Source organism: Microbacterium kribbense (assembly GCF_039537285.1).
GTDB classification, from domain to species: Bacteria; Actinomycetota; Actinomycetes; order Actinomycetales; family Microbacteriaceae; genus Microbacterium; species Microbacterium kribbense.
Window position 1 is genome coordinate 72,061 of sequence record NZ_BAABAF010000002.1, and the last position, 18,191, is coordinate 90,251.

At 68.7% G+C, this 18,191-nt stretch carries 15 protein-coding genes; 11 read left to right on the plus strand and 4 right to left on the minus strand.

The window, feature by feature from the left end; all coding sequences use genetic code 11:
* Positions 1 to 2 precede the first annotated feature (2 nt).
* The 3 genes from ABD705_RS03485 to ABD705_RS03495 are packed head-to-tail and all read left to right on the plus strand — an operon-like array spanning position 3 to position 4,090.
* Entirely contained in the window at positions 3 to 1,478 is a 1,476-nt protein-coding gene (locus tag ABD705_RS03485; protein ID WP_344780576.1) for a C-glycoside deglycosidase beta subunit domain-containing protein, read from the plus strand.
* Positions 1,479 to 1,493: 15 nt separating this feature from the next.
* Entirely contained in the window at positions 1,494 to 2,399 is a 906-nt protein-coding gene (locus tag ABD705_RS03490; protein ID WP_344780578.1) for an alpha/beta hydrolase, read from the plus strand.
* A 38-nt stretch (positions 2,400 to 2,437) separates the two neighbouring features.
* Positions 2,438 to 4,090, plus strand: coding sequence for a DUF5597 domain-containing protein (locus ABD705_RS03495; protein ID WP_344780580.1), 1,653 nt, complete (start codon positions 2,438 to 2,440; stop codon positions 4,088 to 4,090).
* Positions 4,091 to 4,111: 21 nt separating this feature from the next.
* On the opposite strand, the gene ABD705_RS03500 is transcribed toward ABD705_RS03495, so the two are convergent.
* From ABD705_RS03500 to ABD705_RS03515, 4 genes are all read right to left on the minus strand, one after another.
* Complete coding sequence (locus ABD705_RS03500) at positions 4,112 to 5,053, minus strand: LysR family transcriptional regulator (protein ID WP_344780582.1); 942 nt, start codon at positions 5,051 to 5,053, stop codon at positions 4,112 to 4,114.
* A gap of 80 nt (positions 5,054 to 5,133) precedes the next feature.
* Entirely contained in the window at positions 5,134 to 5,460 is a 327-nt protein-coding gene (locus ABD705_RS03505) for a hypothetical protein (RefSeq protein ID WP_344780584.1), read from the minus strand.
* 30 nt (positions 5,461 to 5,490) lie between these two features.
* Positions 5,491 to 5,661, minus strand: a complete 171-nt coding sequence (locus ABD705_RS03510) for a helix-turn-helix domain-containing protein (protein ID WP_344780586.1) — start codon at positions 5,659 to 5,661, stop codon at positions 5,491 to 5,493.
* A complete protein-coding gene (locus ABD705_RS03515) occupies positions 5,648 to 6,235 on the minus strand; it encodes an FAD-dependent monooxygenase (protein WP_344780588.1) in 588 nt (195 codons plus the stop codon). The genes ABD705_RS03510 and ABD705_RS03515 overlap by 14 nt, the downstream gene beginning before the upstream one ends.
* A gap of 75 nt (positions 6,236 to 6,310) precedes the next feature.
* Here ABD705_RS03515 and ABD705_RS03520 point away from each other — a divergent pair, with 75 nt between their 5' ends.
* The 8 genes from ABD705_RS03520 (at position 6,311) to ABD705_RS03555 (ending at position 18,163) form a co-directional block, all read left to right on the plus strand.
* Positions 6,311 to 7,603 carry an ABC transporter substrate-binding protein gene (locus ABD705_RS03520; protein ID WP_344780590.1) on the plus strand — a complete coding sequence of 431 codons (1,293 nt, stop codon included), beginning with the start codon at positions 6,311 to 6,313 and terminating at the stop codon, positions 7,601 to 7,603.
* A 100-nt stretch (positions 7,604 to 7,703) separates the two neighbouring features.
* Positions 7,704 to 8,624 (plus strand): carbohydrate ABC transporter permease, encoded by a 921-nt coding sequence (locus ABD705_RS03525; RefSeq protein WP_344780592.1) that lies wholly within the window; start codon positions 7,704 to 7,706, stop codon positions 8,622 to 8,624.
* Between the two features lie 3 nt (positions 8,625 to 8,627).
* Complete coding sequence (locus ABD705_RS03530) at positions 8,628 to 9,470, plus strand: carbohydrate ABC transporter permease (RefSeq protein ID WP_344780594.1); 843 nt, start codon at positions 8,628 to 8,630, stop codon at positions 9,468 to 9,470.
* Between the two features lie 6 nt (positions 9,471 to 9,476).
* Positions 9,477 to 10,991: a family 43 glycosylhydrolase gene (locus ABD705_RS03535; RefSeq protein WP_344780596.1), complete on the plus strand. Its 1,515-nt coding sequence runs from the start codon at positions 9,477 to 9,479 to the stop codon at positions 10,989 to 10,991.
* Positions 10,988 to 13,162 carry a glycoside hydrolase family 3 N-terminal domain-containing protein gene (locus ABD705_RS03540; protein ID WP_344780598.1) on the plus strand — a complete coding sequence of 725 codons (2,175 nt, stop codon included), beginning with the start codon at positions 10,988 to 10,990 and terminating at the stop codon, positions 13,160 to 13,162. The genes ABD705_RS03535 and ABD705_RS03540 overlap by 4 nt, the downstream gene beginning before the upstream one ends.
* Positions 13,159 to 15,819, plus strand: a complete 2,661-nt coding sequence (locus tag ABD705_RS03545) for a hypothetical protein (protein ID WP_344780600.1) — start codon at positions 13,159 to 13,161, stop codon at positions 15,817 to 15,819. The genes ABD705_RS03540 and ABD705_RS03545 overlap by 4 nt, the downstream gene beginning before the upstream one ends.
* 11 nt (positions 15,820 to 15,830) lie before the next feature.
* Positions 15,831 to 16,625 (plus strand): TIM barrel protein, encoded by a 795-nt coding sequence (locus ABD705_RS03550; RefSeq protein ID WP_344780602.1) that lies wholly within the window; start codon positions 15,831 to 15,833, stop codon positions 16,623 to 16,625.
* Positions 16,622 to 18,163: a GMC oxidoreductase gene (locus ABD705_RS03555; protein ID WP_344780604.1), complete on the plus strand. Its 1,542-nt coding sequence runs from the start codon at positions 16,622 to 16,624 to the stop codon at positions 18,161 to 18,163. The genes ABD705_RS03550 and ABD705_RS03555 overlap by 4 nt, the downstream gene beginning before the upstream one ends.
* Positions 18,164 to 18,191 lie beyond the last annotated feature (28 nt).

Below are 18,191 nucleotides of genomic sequence, written 5' to 3' on the forward strand. Positions count from 1 at the left end.
CCATGCCCAACGGATTGATCGATGACGACAGCCTGCGCGTCCACCCGGACGGGCTCGCCTTGTCCTTGACGATCCCGTGGTATCGGAGCCTGTGGTTGTCGTCGGTGTCGGCACTGCAGCTCACCGTCGATGGCGTGGCGGTACCGGACGGCGATCTCACGCTCGAGCTGGCGGGGGTCCGATACCCGATCGCCGCGCTGCCCGCGCAGAGCGAGACGCTCTGGTACCTGCAGGAGCATCCGCTGCTGATCGCGCGCCGTGATCAGGCGATCGCGCTCGGCGAGGTGCATGCGATCACGATCCACGGTGAGCTGCGCCTGCCGTACATGCAGATCGCACCGGGCGAGGACGGTGGTCCGGGCATGTACGTCCCGAACATCGTGCACCAGACCATGACGCTGGCGGCGACCGATCGTGCCGCTGCGCCGCCTGCTCTCGTGTCGGATGTCGCGCCCCCGCCGTCAGCAGGTGAGGATCCGTTCCGGCTCGGCCTCACGCTGTACTCGGCCAGTGCCGAGTTCCGCGCTGGCTGGCTCGACTTCGACGGGCTGCTCGACCGCGTCGCGCAGCTCGGCATCGGTCCGGGCATCGAGGTGGTCGCCTCGCAGGTGCTGCCGACCTACCCGCATGTCTCCGATGAGTTCGAGCACCGGTGGCGAGCGGCATTCGACCGCCATGGGTTCGATGCGAGCGCATACGGCGCGAATCTCGACATGGGTCGGCGCCGCGACCGCGACATGACGCCGGACGAGGAGTTCGAGTTCTCGAAGCTCATGTTCGACGGGGCGCGCACGCTCGGCTTCCCCCTCGTGCGCATCCAGTCGGCCAAACCCGACCTGCTGCGGCGCCTGCTGCCGATCGCCGAGGACCTCGAGCTGAAGCTCGCCTACGAGATCCATGCGCCGATGGGGCCGAACGCCCCCGAGATCCTGCGCGTGCGCGAGACCTACGACGAGCTGGACTCGCCGCTGCTGGGGTTCGTCGCCGACTTCTCCGCGACGATGCATGCCATGTCGCCGACCCTGCTGCGTGCCGTGCAGCGCGCGGGTCTCGACGATCACGCACTCACCATGCTGCAGTGCATCTGGGCCACGGATGCCCCGATGCGAGAGCGACAGGAGGAGTTCATCGGGTACCTGCGCGATCGTGATTTCGATCCCGGACGACTCGGCTCGTTCGCCCACCTCGCCTTCAACATGCACGGCCACGTCGACCCGACGGAGTGGGCCGACATCATGCCGCAGATCCTGCACGTGCATGCCAAGTTCTACGACATCGACGCGAGCGGCCAGGAGCCGGCGATCGATTATCCCGAACTCGTGCGGGTGTTCGTCGAAGGCGGGTACCGCGGATACTGGTCGAGTGAATGGGAGGGGCATGCCTTCGCAGAGCTCGGCGAGGTCGACCCGCTCGTGCTCGTGCGACGTCAGCACGACCTCATCCGCTCGGCGATGCGCTCACTGCGTGAGTCGGACTGACTGAGAGGACGTGCTGTGACCGACGATGTCGACATCCGCAGGATGCCGCTGCGCGATGCCCTGCGCTGGCTGCGTGAGAACGGCGAGCCGATCGATCCGCGGCCGGACATCGACACCGCGTCGCTGACGCAGAGGTTCCCGCGGCTGGCCGGCGTGGCCACACACGACCTGACGGTACAGAGCCCGCACGGACCGCAGCCTGCTCGCGTCTACCGCGATGCCGGGGCGGCGGTGTCGGGGCGCGCACTGGTGTGGGTGCACGGCGGCGCCTTCATCGGCGGGTACCTCGACATGCCCGAATCGAACTGGGTGGCGTTGGAGCTGGCGAGCCGCGGCATCCCGGTCTTGGCCGTCGACTACACGAAGTGCCTCGGCGACGTGCATCACCCGGTGCCGTCCCAAGATGTCCTCGCCGCCTGGGGGCACTCGCGAACGCACGCGAAGGATCTTCTCGGCGTCGAGGCCGACGCGCTCCTGCTCGGCGGCGCGAGCGCGGGAGGCACGATCACCGCAGGTGTCACGGCTCAGCTGCGCGACGCCGGCGGGCCGCTGCCCGCAGGCCTCGTCCTGGTCTATCCGGCCGTTCACCCGGACGGGGGCCACCCCGGGGAACTGCCCGATCCCGCATCGCCGACGACGCAGCTCGCGCTCAACTACGCCGGATCGGCGGAGGCGCTCGCCGACCCGCAGGTGTTCGCCGGCAACGGAACGGGCGCCGGCTTTCCACCCACTCTGATCGTCGTCTGCGAACGCGACGGGCTGCGGCCGTCAGGCGAGGCCTTCGCCGCGCAGCTGGAGCGCGCCCACGTCGATGTGACGCTCCATCTGGAGCCGGGTGCGGATCACGCCCACATCAATGAGCCGTCCGACCCCACGGCCCTTCCGACCATCGAGGCGATCGCGGACTGGATCCGGCGATGATGTCTCGTCGCATCCCGGTGACGCCGCAGGCGCCGAACATGGCTGAGCACGGGCGGGTCCGGGCAGGTGGCCCGACGTCGGTTCCGTCTTGGCGGCTCGACGGGACGAGTCTGCTCTGCGACGGAGTCGTGACGCTGCTGGTCGGCGGGCAGGTGCACAACTCGTCCGCGTCCAGCCCGGGCGGCATCGCCCAGTCGTTTCGGCGTGCGCGCGAGGTGGGCGGCAACACCGTCATCGCACCGGCGTACTGGGACCTCTCCGAGCCCACCGAGGGGACACTGGATTTCGCGCTGGTCGACGTGATGCTGGGTGAGGCGGACAGGTGCGACCTCAGGCTTGTGCTGCTGTGGTTCGGTGCGTTCAAGAACGCCGGGTCGACGTACGCACCGCGCTGGGTGCGTGCTGACGTGCAGCGCTTTCCGCGCGCGCGTGCCCTGTCGGGGATCCGCCCCGCGTTCACCTACGAGGGCGCCATGCACAAGCCGGTGCTGAGCGTATTCGCGCCGCACCTGCGCAACGCCGATGCGCGGGCATTCGAGGCGCTCATGACCTACGTCGCGCGCCACCCGCTTCGTGATCGGGTGGCCCTGGTGCAGATCGAGAATGAAGTGGGGCTGCTGGGCGACAGCCGCGACCGGTCGGATCTGGCCGAAGCCGCCTGGAACGGCTCGGTCCCTGCGGAGTTCGTGGCATTCCTTCGGGAAGCCGCTGCCGACTCCATGGCCGCGCAGCGATGGCGGAGGGCGGGTGCGCGGACGGGTGGGTCCTGGGCCGAGGTGCTCGGGGAGAGCGCCGAATCCGACGAGATCTTCATGGCATGGGCGTTCGCGACCTACGTCGAGGCGCTCGCGACCCGTGGCGCGGGCGCTTGGCCGGTTCCGTTCTACGTGAACGCCTGGCTCGGTCCGCAACCCGGCCAAGATCGGCCCGGCCAATACCCGAGTGGCGGACCGGGCACTCGGGTGCTCGACGTCTGGCGGGCCGCAGCGCCCACGCTGTCGATGATGAGTCCGGACATCTATATCGACGATGCGGCATCCACCATCGCAGCATACGCGTTCCCCGGAAATCCGCTCTTCGTCCCAGAATGCAGGCTGCGAGCCGGTGATCTCATCAGAGCCATCTCGGGCGGCGCGATCGGCTGGTCGGCGTTCGGCATCGACGACGCGCGTGCCGAGGGGCAGACTGCACAGCTGCTCGGCCTCTTCGCTCAGCTGGAAGGGCAGATCGCCCGCGCACAGCGCGAAGGGCGGATTGCGGGCATCGTCATGGAGCCCGGCGCCGGCGCGGTCGAGGAAGCTCTCGGCGGCATCCGCATCGTCGCCCGTGCCACGCGGGACCTCTTCGGGCGAATGCTGCTGGATGCCGGTGTCGCGCGACTGCCGCCGGCGCCGGAGAGCCCTGCTGAGACCATCCCGGGCGCGCGCATCGCCGCCCCGCACGACACGCGCCCGCTGGCGCTGGTCATAGCGCTGGGCGCTGACGAGTTCCTGATCGTCGGTGAGGGGATCACGCTCGACTTCTGCCACGATGATGCGACTGTCGAAATCGATTCGGTGGTGGCGGGGACGTTCGTAGACGGTCAGTGGATGCCGGGACTCGCGCTCAACGGAGACGAACGGCTGTGCCTGCTGCCGACAGATGAGATCGGGGTCGTCCGGGTGCGGCTCCTGCAGCTGGTCGAGGAATGAGCCCGTTGCCGACGTGCGGGGTCAGCGGGCCGTGTCGGCGCCGGATTCGACGAGCTGGCCCGCCTCGGTGAACAGTGCGCGCATCCAGGCGTGCTCGGGATCGCGGGTGTGCACGGAATGCCACCAGAGCGCGTTGACCAGAGGCGTTGCCGCAAACGGCAGGCCCACGACACGGATGCCGCGCACCTGGTGTGCCAGGGGGACGAGCGCGGCCTGGATCAGACCGATGCGCCGGGTGCCCGTGACGAAATAGGGCAGCGCGACGAAGCTCTCCACGACCACCTCGACCCGTGGCTCGATGCCCAGCTGCTGGATCTGGCGGCCCACCGAGGTGAAGGCGTTCTGAGACGCATAGGTCATGGCATACGGGAGCGAAGCGAGATTCTCCATCGTCAGCTGATCGCCGACCGCGTCGTTGTCGTCGGCCACGACCGCGACCCAGTCATCGCGCCACAGATCCGCGTAGGGCAGGTTGCTGAGAAAGCCGTGGGGGAGGATCATCGCGTCCGCCGCGCGCAGCCTGTTGGCGGCATCCTCGACCACCGTCGGCGTGTGCAGCAGAAAGCGGAAGCGCACGTTGGGAGCACGCTCCGCCGCCAGCCGGGTCAGGACCGTCCCCACGGTCGTGAAGCTGTGGTCCGAGCCGTATATCGAGAACTCGCGGGTCGACTCGCTGGGCTCCCACTCGGCCTGGCTCTCGAAGACGCGCCGTGCGGCATCCAGCGCCGTCGTGGTGTGATCCGTGAGGCGCAGCGCGAACGGCGTCAGTTCGTAGGTGTTCCCGCGGCGCGCGAGGATCGGGTCGCCGAAGTGAGTGCGCAGCCGTGCCAGCGACGCGCTGAGCGCCGGTTGGCTCAGGTGCAGCCGCTCGGCGGCCCGTGTCACGCTGCGCTCGGTCAGCAGGGCGTCGAGCGACACGAGGAGATTGAGATCGAGCCGGGACAGCAGCAGATGATCAGTCACGTCGATGTGATCCTCAGAACGGGTGACGAAGCAGACCCCATTGTATCGGTCGGGCCGATGCAGGTGGGAGTCGGCATCTGTCACGTCGATGGGGCGTGCAGGATCCGCTCGACCAATGCGGTGATCCGTGCGATGAACGCTGCAGGCGACTCGCCCCCGTCGCTCCAGAATGCGGGGCCGTACATCGTACGGAACGCGCACTCCGTGTACACGAGACGTGCGATCGATGACGCCAGTTCTGTGTCTCGCGTCGGCAGCGTTGCGCTGATGCGCTCCTGCAGGCGCCGTGACATCACGGCACCGTGCTCCAGGAGCCAGGGGTCGTCGACCGCGCGGCGAATGATCGCGCGCAGCAGTGCACGGCGCCGTTCGAACACGCCTGCCGTCGCCGCAATGACACCTGGCACTGTTCCGGTGGTTGCCTCGACCAGCTCGTCCTACGTTGCCACGACCTCCTGCATCGTGCGTTGGTAGACGGCGCGGAACAGCTCCACCCTGCCGTCGACGCGCGCGTAGATGGACGGTGCAGTGACACGGGCGCGACGGCAGATCTCGTTGATCGTGAGCGGTTCGTACCCGCCCTCTTCGAGCAGTTCATGTCCGGCCACGAGCACGCGCTCCCAGGTTGCGCGGCGCGTGATGGAAGAGCTTGCCGAGCAGATAGGCCGATTGCACCTGCTCTCGCGTATGCAGGATTCGCGGAGTCTCGTACGCGACGAGCGCACGCTGGACCGCAGCCGTATCGCGCAGATCGACGCCCGCCAGTCGCTGTCCGAGGAAGTACCCATCGCAGATCGACATGCCCGCCCCATATGCGGCGTAGGGACTCGTGGCGTGTGCGGCGTCACCGGCCAGCGTGATCCGGCCCTTCGACCAGTGCGCGAGTGGAGGAATGTCGCGGATCGGCCAGCGCTGCAGGCTCTCGTCAGACGTCGCCGCGACGAGCTCGGGGAGCGGGGCGGGGAACCCGGCCGCCAGGAGTGCCGCGTGGACCTTCAGGAATCTGGGGGAGGATCGACGCGATTCACTGCGGTGGCGCTGACACGATCCCTTGACTGCCTGATCCCGTCGGCTCCAGCGCAGGCGGATGACTTCGGATGCCGGACCCCGGATCCCGTTTCGCGCTACCGCGCTCCCGCTTATGTCGCATATCGAAGAAACTAATGTGTGTTTCGGGCACATCTAGGTCATACTGAGGTTCACAAGCGCGGTGTCTCGCCCGATGCGCCGTCGACAACGAAGTCAGAAAGGCTGCACATGACTCAGCATCTTCGCTCGCGGCTGCGGATCGGCCTCTTCACCGTCCCCCTTGCCGTAGGAGCTCTTCTCCTGTCCGGGTGTGCCGGCGGCAATGCGCCGAGTGGTCCCGAACCGCAGACCATCACGTTCGCGTTCGGGGCCACCAACGACCAGGACAAGGTGGCCTATACGGGCCTTGCCCAAGCCTTCGAGAAGGAGCACAAGGGCGTCACCGTCACCACGCAGAACCTCCCGACCGAGAGCTATGCGACGGCGATCGCGACGCGTGTTCAGGGCGGCAACGCGCCGGACACGTTCTACGCGGAAGGCGGCACCGGCCAATCTGATTCCATCATCCCGTTCGCGAAGGCCGGACTGCTCCTGCCCCTGGCGGATCCCGCTGTCGCGGCCGCGATCCCGGACGCGGAGAAGGACCTGTGGACGTACAACGGCAAGATCTACGGCGTCCCACTGGGCATGCAGTCCAACGGCGTGATCTACAACGATGATCTCGCGAAGTCGATCGGCGTCAGCATTGATGCGTCGACGAGTCTGGATGGTGTCATCGCGCAGTGCTCGGTTGCCCGTGCACACGGGAAGACCGTATACGGTCTGGCGGGATCGACCTTCGCGAACAACGGAATTCTCGCCGTCGCGATTGCGACGTCGACCGTCTACGGACCCGACAAGGATTGGAATGCCAAGCGGGCATCCGGAAAGGTCACCTTCGCCGGTAGTCCTGGATGGGTCGAGGCGCTGACGTACATCAAGAAGATGTATGACGCCGGGTGCTTCCAGGACGGTGCGACCAGCGCAGGGTTCGACGCACTGACCAACGGGGCGTCGTCCGGGAAGATCCTCGGCTTCTTCGCACCCAGCGCGGCTGCACAGCAGATCATGGCGGCCGCCGGTGGACACGTCAAGCTCGTCGTGCTGCCGGTGCCGGCGCCGGACGGGGCGAAGACCTACCTGTCGCTGAGTGCGGATCAGAGCGTCACCGCGAGCGCCAAGACCAAGAGCCCCAAGCTCGCCCAGGAGTTCCTGAAGTACATCGTGTCGGCACAGGGGCAGGACGCGTACTCCGGTCTGACCGGAACGATCCCGGTCACCGCGGGATCCTCTGCCACCCTCCTTCCGCAGTATGCCGGGATCAAGGACATGATCGCCGCACAGGACATCCGCGGCTACGCACCGACCGGATGGCCCAATGCCAAGGTCTACACCGACCTGGGCAATGGCGTGCAGGGCATCCTGACGGGGCAGATGACCGTCGACCAGGTGCTCAAGCAGATGGATTCCGACTGGGGATGAGAACCGATGCCCGGTGGCCTGCCCCTGAGGGACCGGCCACCGGCAGAGGGGCCATGGGAGCGATGCAATGGTGATGCAGATGGCGACGGAAACCGAAGTGATGACCACTGCGGGCGCGCGTGGGCGACGTGGTGCGCGGCGACCGCGCACGAACTCCTATCACGTGCGGCTGGGCTCGTGGTGGTGGGCAGTGCCGGCGCTCGTGCTCATGATCATCGTGATCTACGTCACCACCGTGGCCGGAGGATTCTTCGCCTTCACGAACTGGTCGGGGATCGGAGCATTCGACTTCGTCGGTCTGGGCAACTTCATCAAGATCTTCGAACAGCCCGAACTGGTCGGGTCGTTGCGGAACACCCTGTTCCTCGCATTCGGGTTCCTCGTGTTCACGAACATCGCGGGGCTGCTGTTCGCGCTCGCGCTCAACCGAGGGCTGAAGACCCGATACCTGCTGCGCACGCTCGTGTTCATGCCGGTCGTGGTCAGTCCGATCGCCGTCTCCTACATCTGGAAGTTCATCTTCGACTACAACGGCCCGATGAACCAGCTGCTGGTCGGCCTGGGGATGCCGAAGCAGAACTGGCTCGCCAGCCCCACGCTCGCCATCTGGTGCGTCTTGACCGTCATGGTCTGGCAGAACATCGGCTTCGTCATGGTGATCTACCTCGCCGGCCTCGCCACCGTTCCGGTGGAGATGGAGGAGGCCGCGGCGCTGGACGGCGCCGGACCGGCCCGCAGATTCCGCTACATCGTCCTGCCCCTCGTGCGACCCTCAGTGGCCATCGCCACGACCTTGACCCTCATCCAGGGACTGCGCGTGTTCGACCAGGCGGTCGCACTCACCGGGGGCGGCCCGGCCGGTGCAACCCAGACGCTGGCGCTCGAGGTCTATCAACAGGCGTTCACGTTCCAGCAGTTCGGATTCGGGGCAGCGCTTGCCCTCGTGCTCAGTCTGCTGATCCTGGTGTTCTCCATCGCGCAGCAGTGGGCGACGCGTGACCGTTCGCAGAAGGTGGCATAACCCGTGTTCCGCTACACCAAGAAGACCCTCACCGTCGAGGTCGTGACCCTCCTGGCGACGGCTGTCCTGCTGCTGCCGTTCTGGATTCTCGTGATGGGTTCGTTCAAATCACTGCCGCAGATCCTCAGCACCGCGGCCATGGCGCCGCCGGCCCAGCCGACCATCGACAACTTCGTCCAGCTGCTGTCGCCGGCGTCCGCATCGTCTGGCAACATCTGGGCGGGGTTGGCATCGAGTGTGATCATCACCGCCGGGAGCATCCTGCTCCTGATCATCCTGGGATCCCTGGCGGCCTATGCGATCGCCCGCTCCACGAGCCGCTGGAGCCGGCGCGCCTATTATCTCTTCCTCGTCGCGATCATCCTGCCCACACAGCTGGGCACGCTGCCGCTGTACATCGGGGCGCGCGACGTGGGGCTGGTGGGCAACCCGTGGGGCATGGTGCTCATCTACACCGGCATGCTGCTGCCCCTGTCCGTCTTCCTGTACGCGAACTTCTTCCGAAACCTCGACCTCGAGTACGAGGAGGCGGCGGTGATCGACGGCGCCAATCGGTATCAGGTCTTCTGGAGCATCGTGCTCCCACTGATGTCTCCGGCGACGGGGACCGTGGCGATCCTCGCGGGGCTCATCGTCTGGAACGACTTCTTCACAGCGCTCATCTTCTTGAACGGGACGACGTACCAGACGCTGCCCGTCGTGATCTACAGCTATGTCGGATCGCTCGTCTCGCAATGGAACCTGATCTTCGCGGTCGTGATCATCTCGATGATCCCGATCCTCGCGTTCTATGCCTTCGCCCAGAAGAAGTTCATCCAGGGCTACGCCGGCGGACTCAAAGGGTGATCGGCGATGGATGCATCACGGCCCGCGGCGGATCTCGGCGACGGCACGTTCCGCAATCCGGTGCTGCCCGGTGACCGGCCGGACCCCAGCGTGCTGCGCGCGGGGGATGAGTACTACCTGACCTACTCGTCGTTCGACGCGTCGCCCGGTCTGACGATCTGGCGCTCGCCCGACCTGGTGAACTGGACGTTCGTCACCTGCGCGCTCGAGCAGCCGTTCGCGACGGTCTTCGCACCCGATCTGATCGAACACGACGGGCGGTACTACCTCTACATTCCGTTCATCCCGAGCTCGTGGTCGGATGCCATCACCGAGCCGCAGATCTGGGTGATCACCGCAGCCCACCCGGCGGGGCCGTGGAGCGAGCCGGTCTTCACGGGCATCAGCGGTGCTATCGACCCGGGACACGTCGTGGGCGAGGACGGGCAGCGCTACCTGTTCGTCAACGGCATCCGACGGTGCCGGCTGGACGCCGAGGGGCTTCGTGCCGTCACCGGGCTCGAGCAGGCCTACGACGGATGGGATTATCCCGACGAGTGGATCACCGAGGCCTATGCGCTCGAGGGCCCGAAGTTCTTCCGCCGCGGCGAATGGTTCTATCTCGTGAGCGCTGTCGGCGGCACGGGAGGACCGGCGACCGGCCACATGGTCATCGTCGCGCGCTCGCGCAGCGTGCTGGGGCCGTGGGCGAACTCGCCGTACAACCCGGTCGCCCGCGCGCGCTCCGCCGACGAAGCGTGGTGGTCCCGCGGCCACGCCACGATCCTGGACGCCGGGGACGGGTCGTGGTGGATGGTCTCGCACGGCTACGAGAAGGACTTCCGCACCCTCGGCCGGCAGGCGCTGCTCGAACCGATCGAGTGGACCGAGGACGGGTGGCCGATGGCCCCGGCCGCAGACCTCGGTCTCGCGCTTCCGAAGCCAGCCGGAGCGGGCACGCCCCGGGCACTGCCCGGCCCCGACGACGACTTCAAGGCACCCGCGTGGGGGCAGCGCTGGGTGTTCGACAATCCGGCGGGGGATGAGCGGCGGCGGGCGCGCTTCGGCCGCAACGGCCTGGAGCTGCGGGCGAAGGGGACGACGCCGGCTGAGTCGTCGCCCCTGACGACGTGGGCGATGGACCGTGCCTATGAGATCGAGGTCGAGCTGGAGGTCTCGTCGGATGCTGCCGGCGGACTCCTGCTCTACTTCAACGCCCGGCTGTTCTGCGGGATGGGCTGGGACGGCACGACCCTCGCCAGCTATGCCGGCGGCATCCGCACGCACGTGCGCACCGCCGCGCCACCCGGGGCGGTCATCCAGCTGCGCCTGCGCAACGACCATCACATCGTGACGGGCTGGTACCGGCGGCCGGGTGAGGAGTGGACGCGGCACGGCGTCCGCTACGACACACAGGGGTACCACTCCGCGACGATGAACGATCTCAAGAGCCTGCGGCCGGCCCTGTTCGCGACCGGCACCGGTGTGGTCGCTTTCCGCGCTTTCCGCTACCGTGCCCTCGGTGAGCGGGCGAGGCCGTGAGCGCCCGCGTCGAGGAGCTGCTGGCGCGGATGAGCTGGGAGCAGAAGCTCTTCCAGCTGCAGATCCTCTGGCGTCAGGACCCGACCATGCAGCACGAGCTCGCGCGGCGTGGGATCGGCGCCCAGTTCTGGCCGGCAAGCGCCGCCGCCGCCAACGCACTGCAGCGCGTCGCCGTCGAGGAGTCCGCGCTCGGCATTCCTCTTCTGATCGGACTGGATGTCGTGCACGGCCAGTTCACGATCTTCCCGACCCCGCTCGCCCAGGCGGCGAGCTTCGATCCTGCCGTCGCGACGGCGGACGCGCGCTTCTCGGCGGCCGAAGCACGCAGCAGCGGCGTGAACTGGACCTTCTCGCCGATGGTGGATGTCACGCGCGATGCACGCTGGGGTCGCGTCGTCGAAGGATTCGGCGAGGACGTGTTCCTGGCGAGCCGCTTCGCCGCGGCGAAGGTCCACGGTTACCAGGGCGATCGGCTCTCCGCACGCGGCGCCGTCGCGGCCTGTCTCAAGCACTTCGTCGCCTACGGGGCGGCTGAAGCGGGACGTGACTACAACACGGTCGACATGTCGCACCGGCGGCTGCACGAGACCTACTTGGAGACCTTTCGGGTCGGTGTCGCCGCCGGCGCCGCCTCGGTCATGGCATCCTTCACCGCGCTCAACGGCGTCCCGATGCACGCGAACGCGGCCCTGCTGACGGGGGTCCTGAAGCACGAGTGGGGATTCGCGGGCGTCGTCGTGGGCGACGCTGAAGGCGTCGCGCAGCTCGTCGACCACGGTGTCGCCGCCGACGAGAAGGCAGCCGTCGCCCTGGCGATCGAGGCCGGCGTGGATGTCGTGATGGGCGGCGTGCTCCTCGTCGGCGACGAGGGCCGTGCTCTCCTGGCGCCCGACGAGCTCTCATCCGCACGCGTCGACGACGCGGTACGCCGGGTGCTGGCATTGAAAGAGCGGCTCGGGCTGTTCGACAACCCCTATGTCGACGAGGGCGCAGCGGCTCTGACCGCAGCCGACGCCCGCGAGTCGGCACGCGAGGCTGCCCGGCGATGCATCGTGCTGCTGCGCAACGAAGACTCGGCGCTGCCCATCCGACCGGGGAGTCGCGTCCTGCTCGCCGGCCCGTATGCGCGCAGCACCGACCACCTCGGTGCCTGGGTGCAGCACTTCGCAACCCCGGTGGCGCAGCCGGTGGCCGATGCGCTGGCGGAGGCCATCGCGGGCGCCACCCTCGATGTCGTCGACGGTGCCGGTTTCTTCGCGGCATCCGACGACCAGATCGCTGAAGCCGTTCAACGGGCAGCCGCAGTCGACCTGGTGGTGCTCGCGGTCGGTGAGCCCAGCACGCTGTCCGGCGAGGCGAGCTCACGCGCCGACATCACGCTGCCCGCGGCGCAGGTGCGGCTCATCCGAGCCGTCGCCGCCACCGGCACGCCCGTCGTGGTGGTGCTGGCGACCGGCCGGCCCCTCGTCGTCGAGGACTGGATCGAGGACGTCGACGCGCTGCTGGTCACCTGGCACCTCGGCATCGAGGGTCCGGCCGCGATCGCAGACACCCTGACCGGACGGGCCAACCCCGGAGGGCGTCTTCCGATGACCTTCCCACGCTCCGTCGGGCAGGTGCCGATCCACTACGACCACGAGAGCACGGGGCGTCCGCCCCGCACGGGTGGGCGGATCCAGAGCGCGCCGGATGCGGAGCTCGCGGGCCCCGACAACACCGACGACTACTACACGTCGAAGTACATCGACCTCGCCCTCGGACCGCGCTTCGGGTTCGGTGCCGGTCTGAGCTATACGACCTTCGCGCTCGGTCCGCTCGAGCTCGCCGGTGAGGTTGCCCATGCCGAGCTCGAAGCCGGCGCGACGGTCGATGCGCACGTGCGCATCGAGAACACCGGTCACCAGGCGGGCGACGATGTCGTCCAGCTGTTCGTGCGCGATGAGGTCGCGTCCCGCACGCAGCCGGTTAAGCGCCTGTGCGGATTCGCGCGGGTCGCTCTCGAGCCCGGCGAGAGCACGAGAGTCACCTTCGCGCTCGACGCGGACGATCTGCGGTTCTGGATCGATGACGAGCACGTGCTCGAACCGGGTGCATTCGCGGTGTGGGTCGAGGACGGCACTGCGCGCGTGGACGCCCGGCTCGTGGTCACCGGAATCGAGGACGACGCATGACCGTGCGACGACTGGTGGATGCCGTCTCGGGCGATGTGCCCGGTGCGGTCATGCCGTTGTTCTGGCAGAAGGGCACCGGCACGGCGTCGGTGCGCGACGAGATGGAGCGCATCCGCGACGCCGGCATCCGTGCGGTGATCCTCGAAGCCCGCCCGCACCCGGACTTCCTCGGCGACGGGTGGTGGCGAGACGTCGATGCCGTCCTCGACGTCGCCCGTCGCCGCGGCATGAAGGTGTGGTTCTTCGACGACGACGTCTTTCCGACCGGTCACGCCGGCGGGGCGGTGCGGGATGCCGCGCCGGAACTGCGCCGCCGCTTCCTCACCGAGCGCCACACGGATGTGGTGGGGCCGGCTGTGGGGGCCTCGCTCATCGTCGAACGCCATCAGTTCTGGGGCCCCGCCGCGACCGGTGACCCGGGCGCGCTGCTGCGCGTCGTGGCCTATCGGCGCGCAGAGGACGGGCACGAGCTCTGCGGTGACCCGATCGATCTCACGCAACACATCAGAGACGGAATCCTGTATTGGGACATCCCCGAGGGCTGGTGGCGCGTCTTCTTCCTCACGACGGTGGCCGACGGCGGCAGCAAGCCGCACGCGCACCACATCGACTACCTCAACGCCGCCTCCACGCAGCTCCTGATCGACAACGTGCACGAGCGGGTCCACGCCCGGTACGGCTCCGAGTTCGGCACCACCATCGCCGGTTTCTTCAGCGACGAGCCCGGCTTCTACAACGACCCCGACACGTTCGACTTCGGCTCGCAGCCCGGCAAGAGCGTGCCCCTGCCCTGGAACGAGGAGGTCCGGGCTCGGCTCGGCCCGGCGCTCGGCACCGAACCGCTCGCTCTGCTGCCGTTGCTGTGGAACTCCGCCGGCGGCGCTGAGCGGCGCGTGCGCTACGCCTTCATGGACGTGGCATCGCGCCTGTACTCGGAGAACTTCTCGCAGCGAGTCGGCGACTGGTGCCGCGCCCATGGCGTCGAGTACATCGGCCACGTGGTCGAGGACAACGGCGCGCATGCGCACCTGGGGCCGGGCGCGGGGCACTACTTCCGTGCGATGGCGGGCCAGGACATGGCGGGCGTGGACATCATCGGCGCCCAGGTCGTGCCGGGGTTCGCACGGGGGCCGTTCGCGAACATGGCCGGGCACTCCGACGGCGAGTTCTTCCATTTCGGACTCGCGAAGCTGGCATCGTCCGCGGCGCACCTGGACCCCCGCAAGCACGGCCGGTCGATGTGCGAGACGATCGGCGCCTCCGGCTGGTATGCCGGGCTGCGCCTGTTCACCTGGCTCACGAACCATCTGCTGGTCCGCGGCGTCACGCACGTCGTGCCGCACGCGTTCTCGCCCGCGCCGTTCCCCGACCCCGACTGCCCGCCGCACTTCTACGCGCACGGTCACAATCCGCAGTACCGGCATCAGCACCTGCTGAGCAGCTACACCGATCGGCTCAGCCACCTGCTGCAGGGCGGCATCCACATCGCACCCGCCGCGGTGCTGTATCACGCCGACGCCGAATGGCTGGGCGACGCACAGCCCTGTGAACGGGCGCTGCGACTGCTCATGGAGGCGCAGCTCGACGCCGACATCGTGCCCGGCGATGCGCTCGCCGGTGCGGCTGCCGATGGCGCCGCGCTCGCTCTGAGGGGTGAGCGGTACGACACCCTCGTCGTGCCCGGCAGCGCGTTCCTGCCCGAGGCCGTCGCCGACCACCTGCTGCGCCTCGACGCCGCGGGGGTGCCCGTCGTGTTCGTGGACGACGTGCCACAGGTGGTCGGCTCCGGTCCGGCGGCGCTGCGCGAGCGGTTCCGTGCCGTGCGTCAGGAGCGTCTCGCCGACGTCGTCGCCGAGCTCACGACCCGTGCTGTCCGCAGCGCGGCGCCCGCGCCGTCGCTGCGGGTGCTCCGCATCGACCACGGCGAGGCGGATGTCGTGATGCTCGTCAATGAGTCTGCGTTCTCCGCAGTGCAGACGACGCTCTCGCTGCCCTGCGCCGGCGAGGTCGTGGCGTTCGACGCATTCGCCGCGACCCTCACTGCCGTGCCGGGCATCGTCGCCGCCGGCTGCACCCGGGTCGAGATCGACCTCGGTCCGGGGGAGGCGGCCGTGCTCATCGTCGGCGCCCCGTCGGCATGGGCCGGCCTCGAGGTCGCACCGGTCGCCAGGTTCGGTGATCCGGTCGAGATCAGCCAGGGCTGGGATGTCTCGCTCGCGACCGCCGAGGAGTATCCGGCGTTCACCCGGTGGGGCACGCTGGACCGGCTGGTCCCGCTGAGCGCCCCCGATCTGCTGCCGACTTTCAGCGGCACCGTCCGGTACACGGCACCGCTGGCGGTGGCGCGACCGGGCCAGACGCACCGCCTCGACCTGGGTGCCGTCTTCGAGACCGCCCGGGTCGCGCTCAACGGCGCCGAGATCGGCACCCGCATCGCCCCGCCGTACATGTTCGACATCCCCGGGGACCTCTTGGCCGAGCACAACCTCCTTGAGATCGAGGTCACGAACACCCTGGCCAAGGCGCACCCCGACTTCTTCTCCGCCTTCGCACAGCAGGATCCCACCGGGATGCTCGGGCCCGTGACGCTTGCGCCGATCGGACCGGATGCTCTCGTGACCGACCACTGCCCCGCACATGACCACCCGATGTTCTGAACAGGAGACCCATGTACCAGCTCGCCCCCAACATCGAACTGCTCTTCACCGAGGCCGGCGACTACCACGACCGCGTCCGCGCGGCGGCGGCGGCCGGGTTCACCGCCGTCGAGATGTGGGGGCCGACCGGTGTCGATGCGCCGGCGACGCCGAAGGACCTGACGGCGTTGAAGGCTGCCTTCGAGGAGACCGGGCTGCAGCTGACGGCTCAGTTGAGCGAGCCGCGCACCCAGTTCATGATCCCGCCGTGGGATCACTCCGAATTCTTCCGCAAGCTCGACGAGGGCGTCGCGATCGCCCGAGACCTCGGCTGCCCGCGCATCGTCGTCGGCAGCGGCACCGGTTTCGGCGGCTGGAAGCGTCAGGTGCAGCTGGACAAGCTCATCGAGATCTACCGGAAGGCGATCGCGCAGATCGACGGCTCGGGGATCACCCTCACGCTCGAGCCCGTGAACATCCGCGTCGACCATCCCGGTTCGCTGCTGGACCGCACCGCCGAGGCGGTGTACGTCGCTCGCGGTGTGGACTCGCCGTTCTTCGGCATCCTCTACGACATCTACCACTCGGCCGTCGAGGGCGAGGACATGGCCGCAGAGCTGGCCAACGCCGGCGACCTGCTCGCGTATGTGCAGCTCGCCGACGCCCCCGGCCGCGGCGAACCCGGGTCCGGTGGCCTGGACTGGACCGAGCGACTGGGCATCCTGCGGCGCTCGGGATACGACGGGCCGATCGGACTCGAGTACTACCCGACGCAGGAGTCCGTGGCGTCGACGGCCCTCATCCGCACGCTGGCGGTGACGGCATGACCCGGTATCCGGAATCGGTGGATGTCGCGATCGTCGGGAGCGGCCCCACTGGCGCCGCGTACGCGCGGATCCTGAGCGAGCGGTCGCCACAGGTCGAGATCGCGATGTTCGAGGTCGGGCCGGTCGTCTCCGACCCGCCGGGCGCCCATGTGAAGAACATCACCGACCCTGCCGCGCGAGCGCTCGCGCAGCGACGGTCGGAAGGGCCGGGAGCGGGCGCGCCGACGGTCGACTCACCCGGCGCTGTGAAGTCAGGCGACCGGATGGCGCGGCCGGGCACCTACCTGCTGCCCGATGGTCACACCGCCCTCGGCGAGGATGGCCTGCCGGATGCGTCGTTCTCCAGCAACGTCGGCGGCATGGCCGCCCACTGGACCGGAGCGTGCCCGCGGCCCGGTGGCAGCGAGCGCATCGCCTTCCTTCCCGACCTCGACGAGCTGCTCGACGAGGCGGACCGTCTGCTGGGCGTGACCACCGACGCCTTCGACGGCGCGCCCTACACCGGACTCGTCCGCGAGCGTCTGGCAGCCGCGGTCGACGAGGGTCGCAGCCCCGACCGGCAGGTGCAGCGCATGCCGCTCGCCGTGCACCGGCGCGCGGACGGCGGTCTCGTCTGGTCCGGGTCGGATGTCGTGCTCGGCGACGTCACGCGCGCCAATGGGCACTTCACGCTGCACGACCAGACCCTGGTCACCCGCGTCCTGCTCGCCGACGGACATGCGGCCGGCGTCGAGGTGCGGGACCTGGACACCGGCACGGTCAGCCGGGTCCGCGCGCGCGTCGTCGTCGTGGCCGCCGACGCGCTGCGCACCCCGCAGGTGCTCTGGGCCTCCGGCATCCGCCCCGACGCCCTCGGCCGCATGCTCAACGACCAGTCGCAGATCGTGTTCGCCTCCCGCATCCGGGACACCCCGCACTCGGATGCGGCCCGCCCGGTCGGCCAGTCCGACGAGCGCGCCGTCGTCGGCGGCGCGATCAGCGAGCGCAGCGGCGTCACCTGGGTGCCGTACACGGACGCGGAGCCGTTCCACGGTCAGGTCATGCAGCTGGATGCCTCGCCCGTGCCGCTCGCGGAGGATGACCCGGCGGCGCCGGGATCGATCGTCGGTCTCGGTCTGTTCACGGCGAAGGATCTGCAATGGGATGACCGTGTCGAGTTCGCCGGCGATGCGACCGATCCGTATGGCATGCCGGCCATGCGCATCCATTACCGGCTGACCGAGCGTGACCACGCGGTGCTGGATCGGGCCCGTGCCGAAATCGTGCGCCTGGGCCGTGCCGTGGGCGAGCCGATCGACGAGCACCCCTTCACGATGCCCCCGGGTGCGTCGCTGCACTACCAGGGCACGGTGCGGATGGGCGCGACCGACGACGGACGCAGCGTGTGCGGACCGGACAGCCAAGTGTGGTCGGCGCCCGGCGTCTTCGTCGCCGGCAACGGCGTGATTCCGACCGCCACCGCCTGCAACCCGACTCTCACCTCGGTGGCGCTGGCCGTGCGCGGAGCACGCCGCGTCGCCGACCTCATGGCGACGTGACCTCTTGCTTACGTCAGAAACAGACATT

Bases quoted from the DNA above. Each gene is read 5' to 3' on its own strand.
- ABD705_RS03515 (WP_344780588.1), bottom strand. From the start codon at position 6,235: ATGTGCCCGAAACACACATTAGTTTCTTCGATATGCGACATAAGCGGG.
- ABD705_RS03525 (WP_344780592.1), top strand. From the start codon at position 7,704: ATGACCACTGCGGGCGCGCGTGGGCGACGTGGTGCGCGGCGACCGCGC.
- ABD705_RS03535 (WP_344780596.1), top strand. From the start codon at position 9,477: ATGGATGCATCACGGCCCGCGGCGGATCTCGGCGACGGCACGTTCCGC.
- ABD705_RS03495 (WP_344780580.1), top strand. From the start codon at position 2,438: ATGGCTGAGCACGGGCGGGTCCGGGCAGGTGGCCCGACGTCGGTTCCG.
- ABD705_RS03485 (WP_344780576.1), top strand. From the start codon at position 3: ATGCCCAACGGATTGATCGATGACGACAGCCTGCGCGTCCACCCGGAC.
- ABD705_RS03555 (WP_344780604.1), top strand. From the start codon at position 16,622: ATGACCCGGTATCCGGAATCGGTGGATGTCGCGATCGTCGGGAGCGGC.
- ABD705_RS03520 (WP_344780590.1), top strand. From the start codon at position 6,311: ATGACTCAGCATCTTCGCTCGCGGCTGCGGATCGGCCTCTTCACCGTC.
- ABD705_RS03545 (WP_344780600.1), top strand. From the start codon at position 13,159: ATGACCGTGCGACGACTGGTGGATGCCGTCTCGGGCGATGTGCCCGGT.
- ABD705_RS03550 (WP_344780602.1), top strand. From the start codon at position 15,831: ATGTACCAGCTCGCCCCCAACATCGAACTGCTCTTCACCGAGGCCGGC.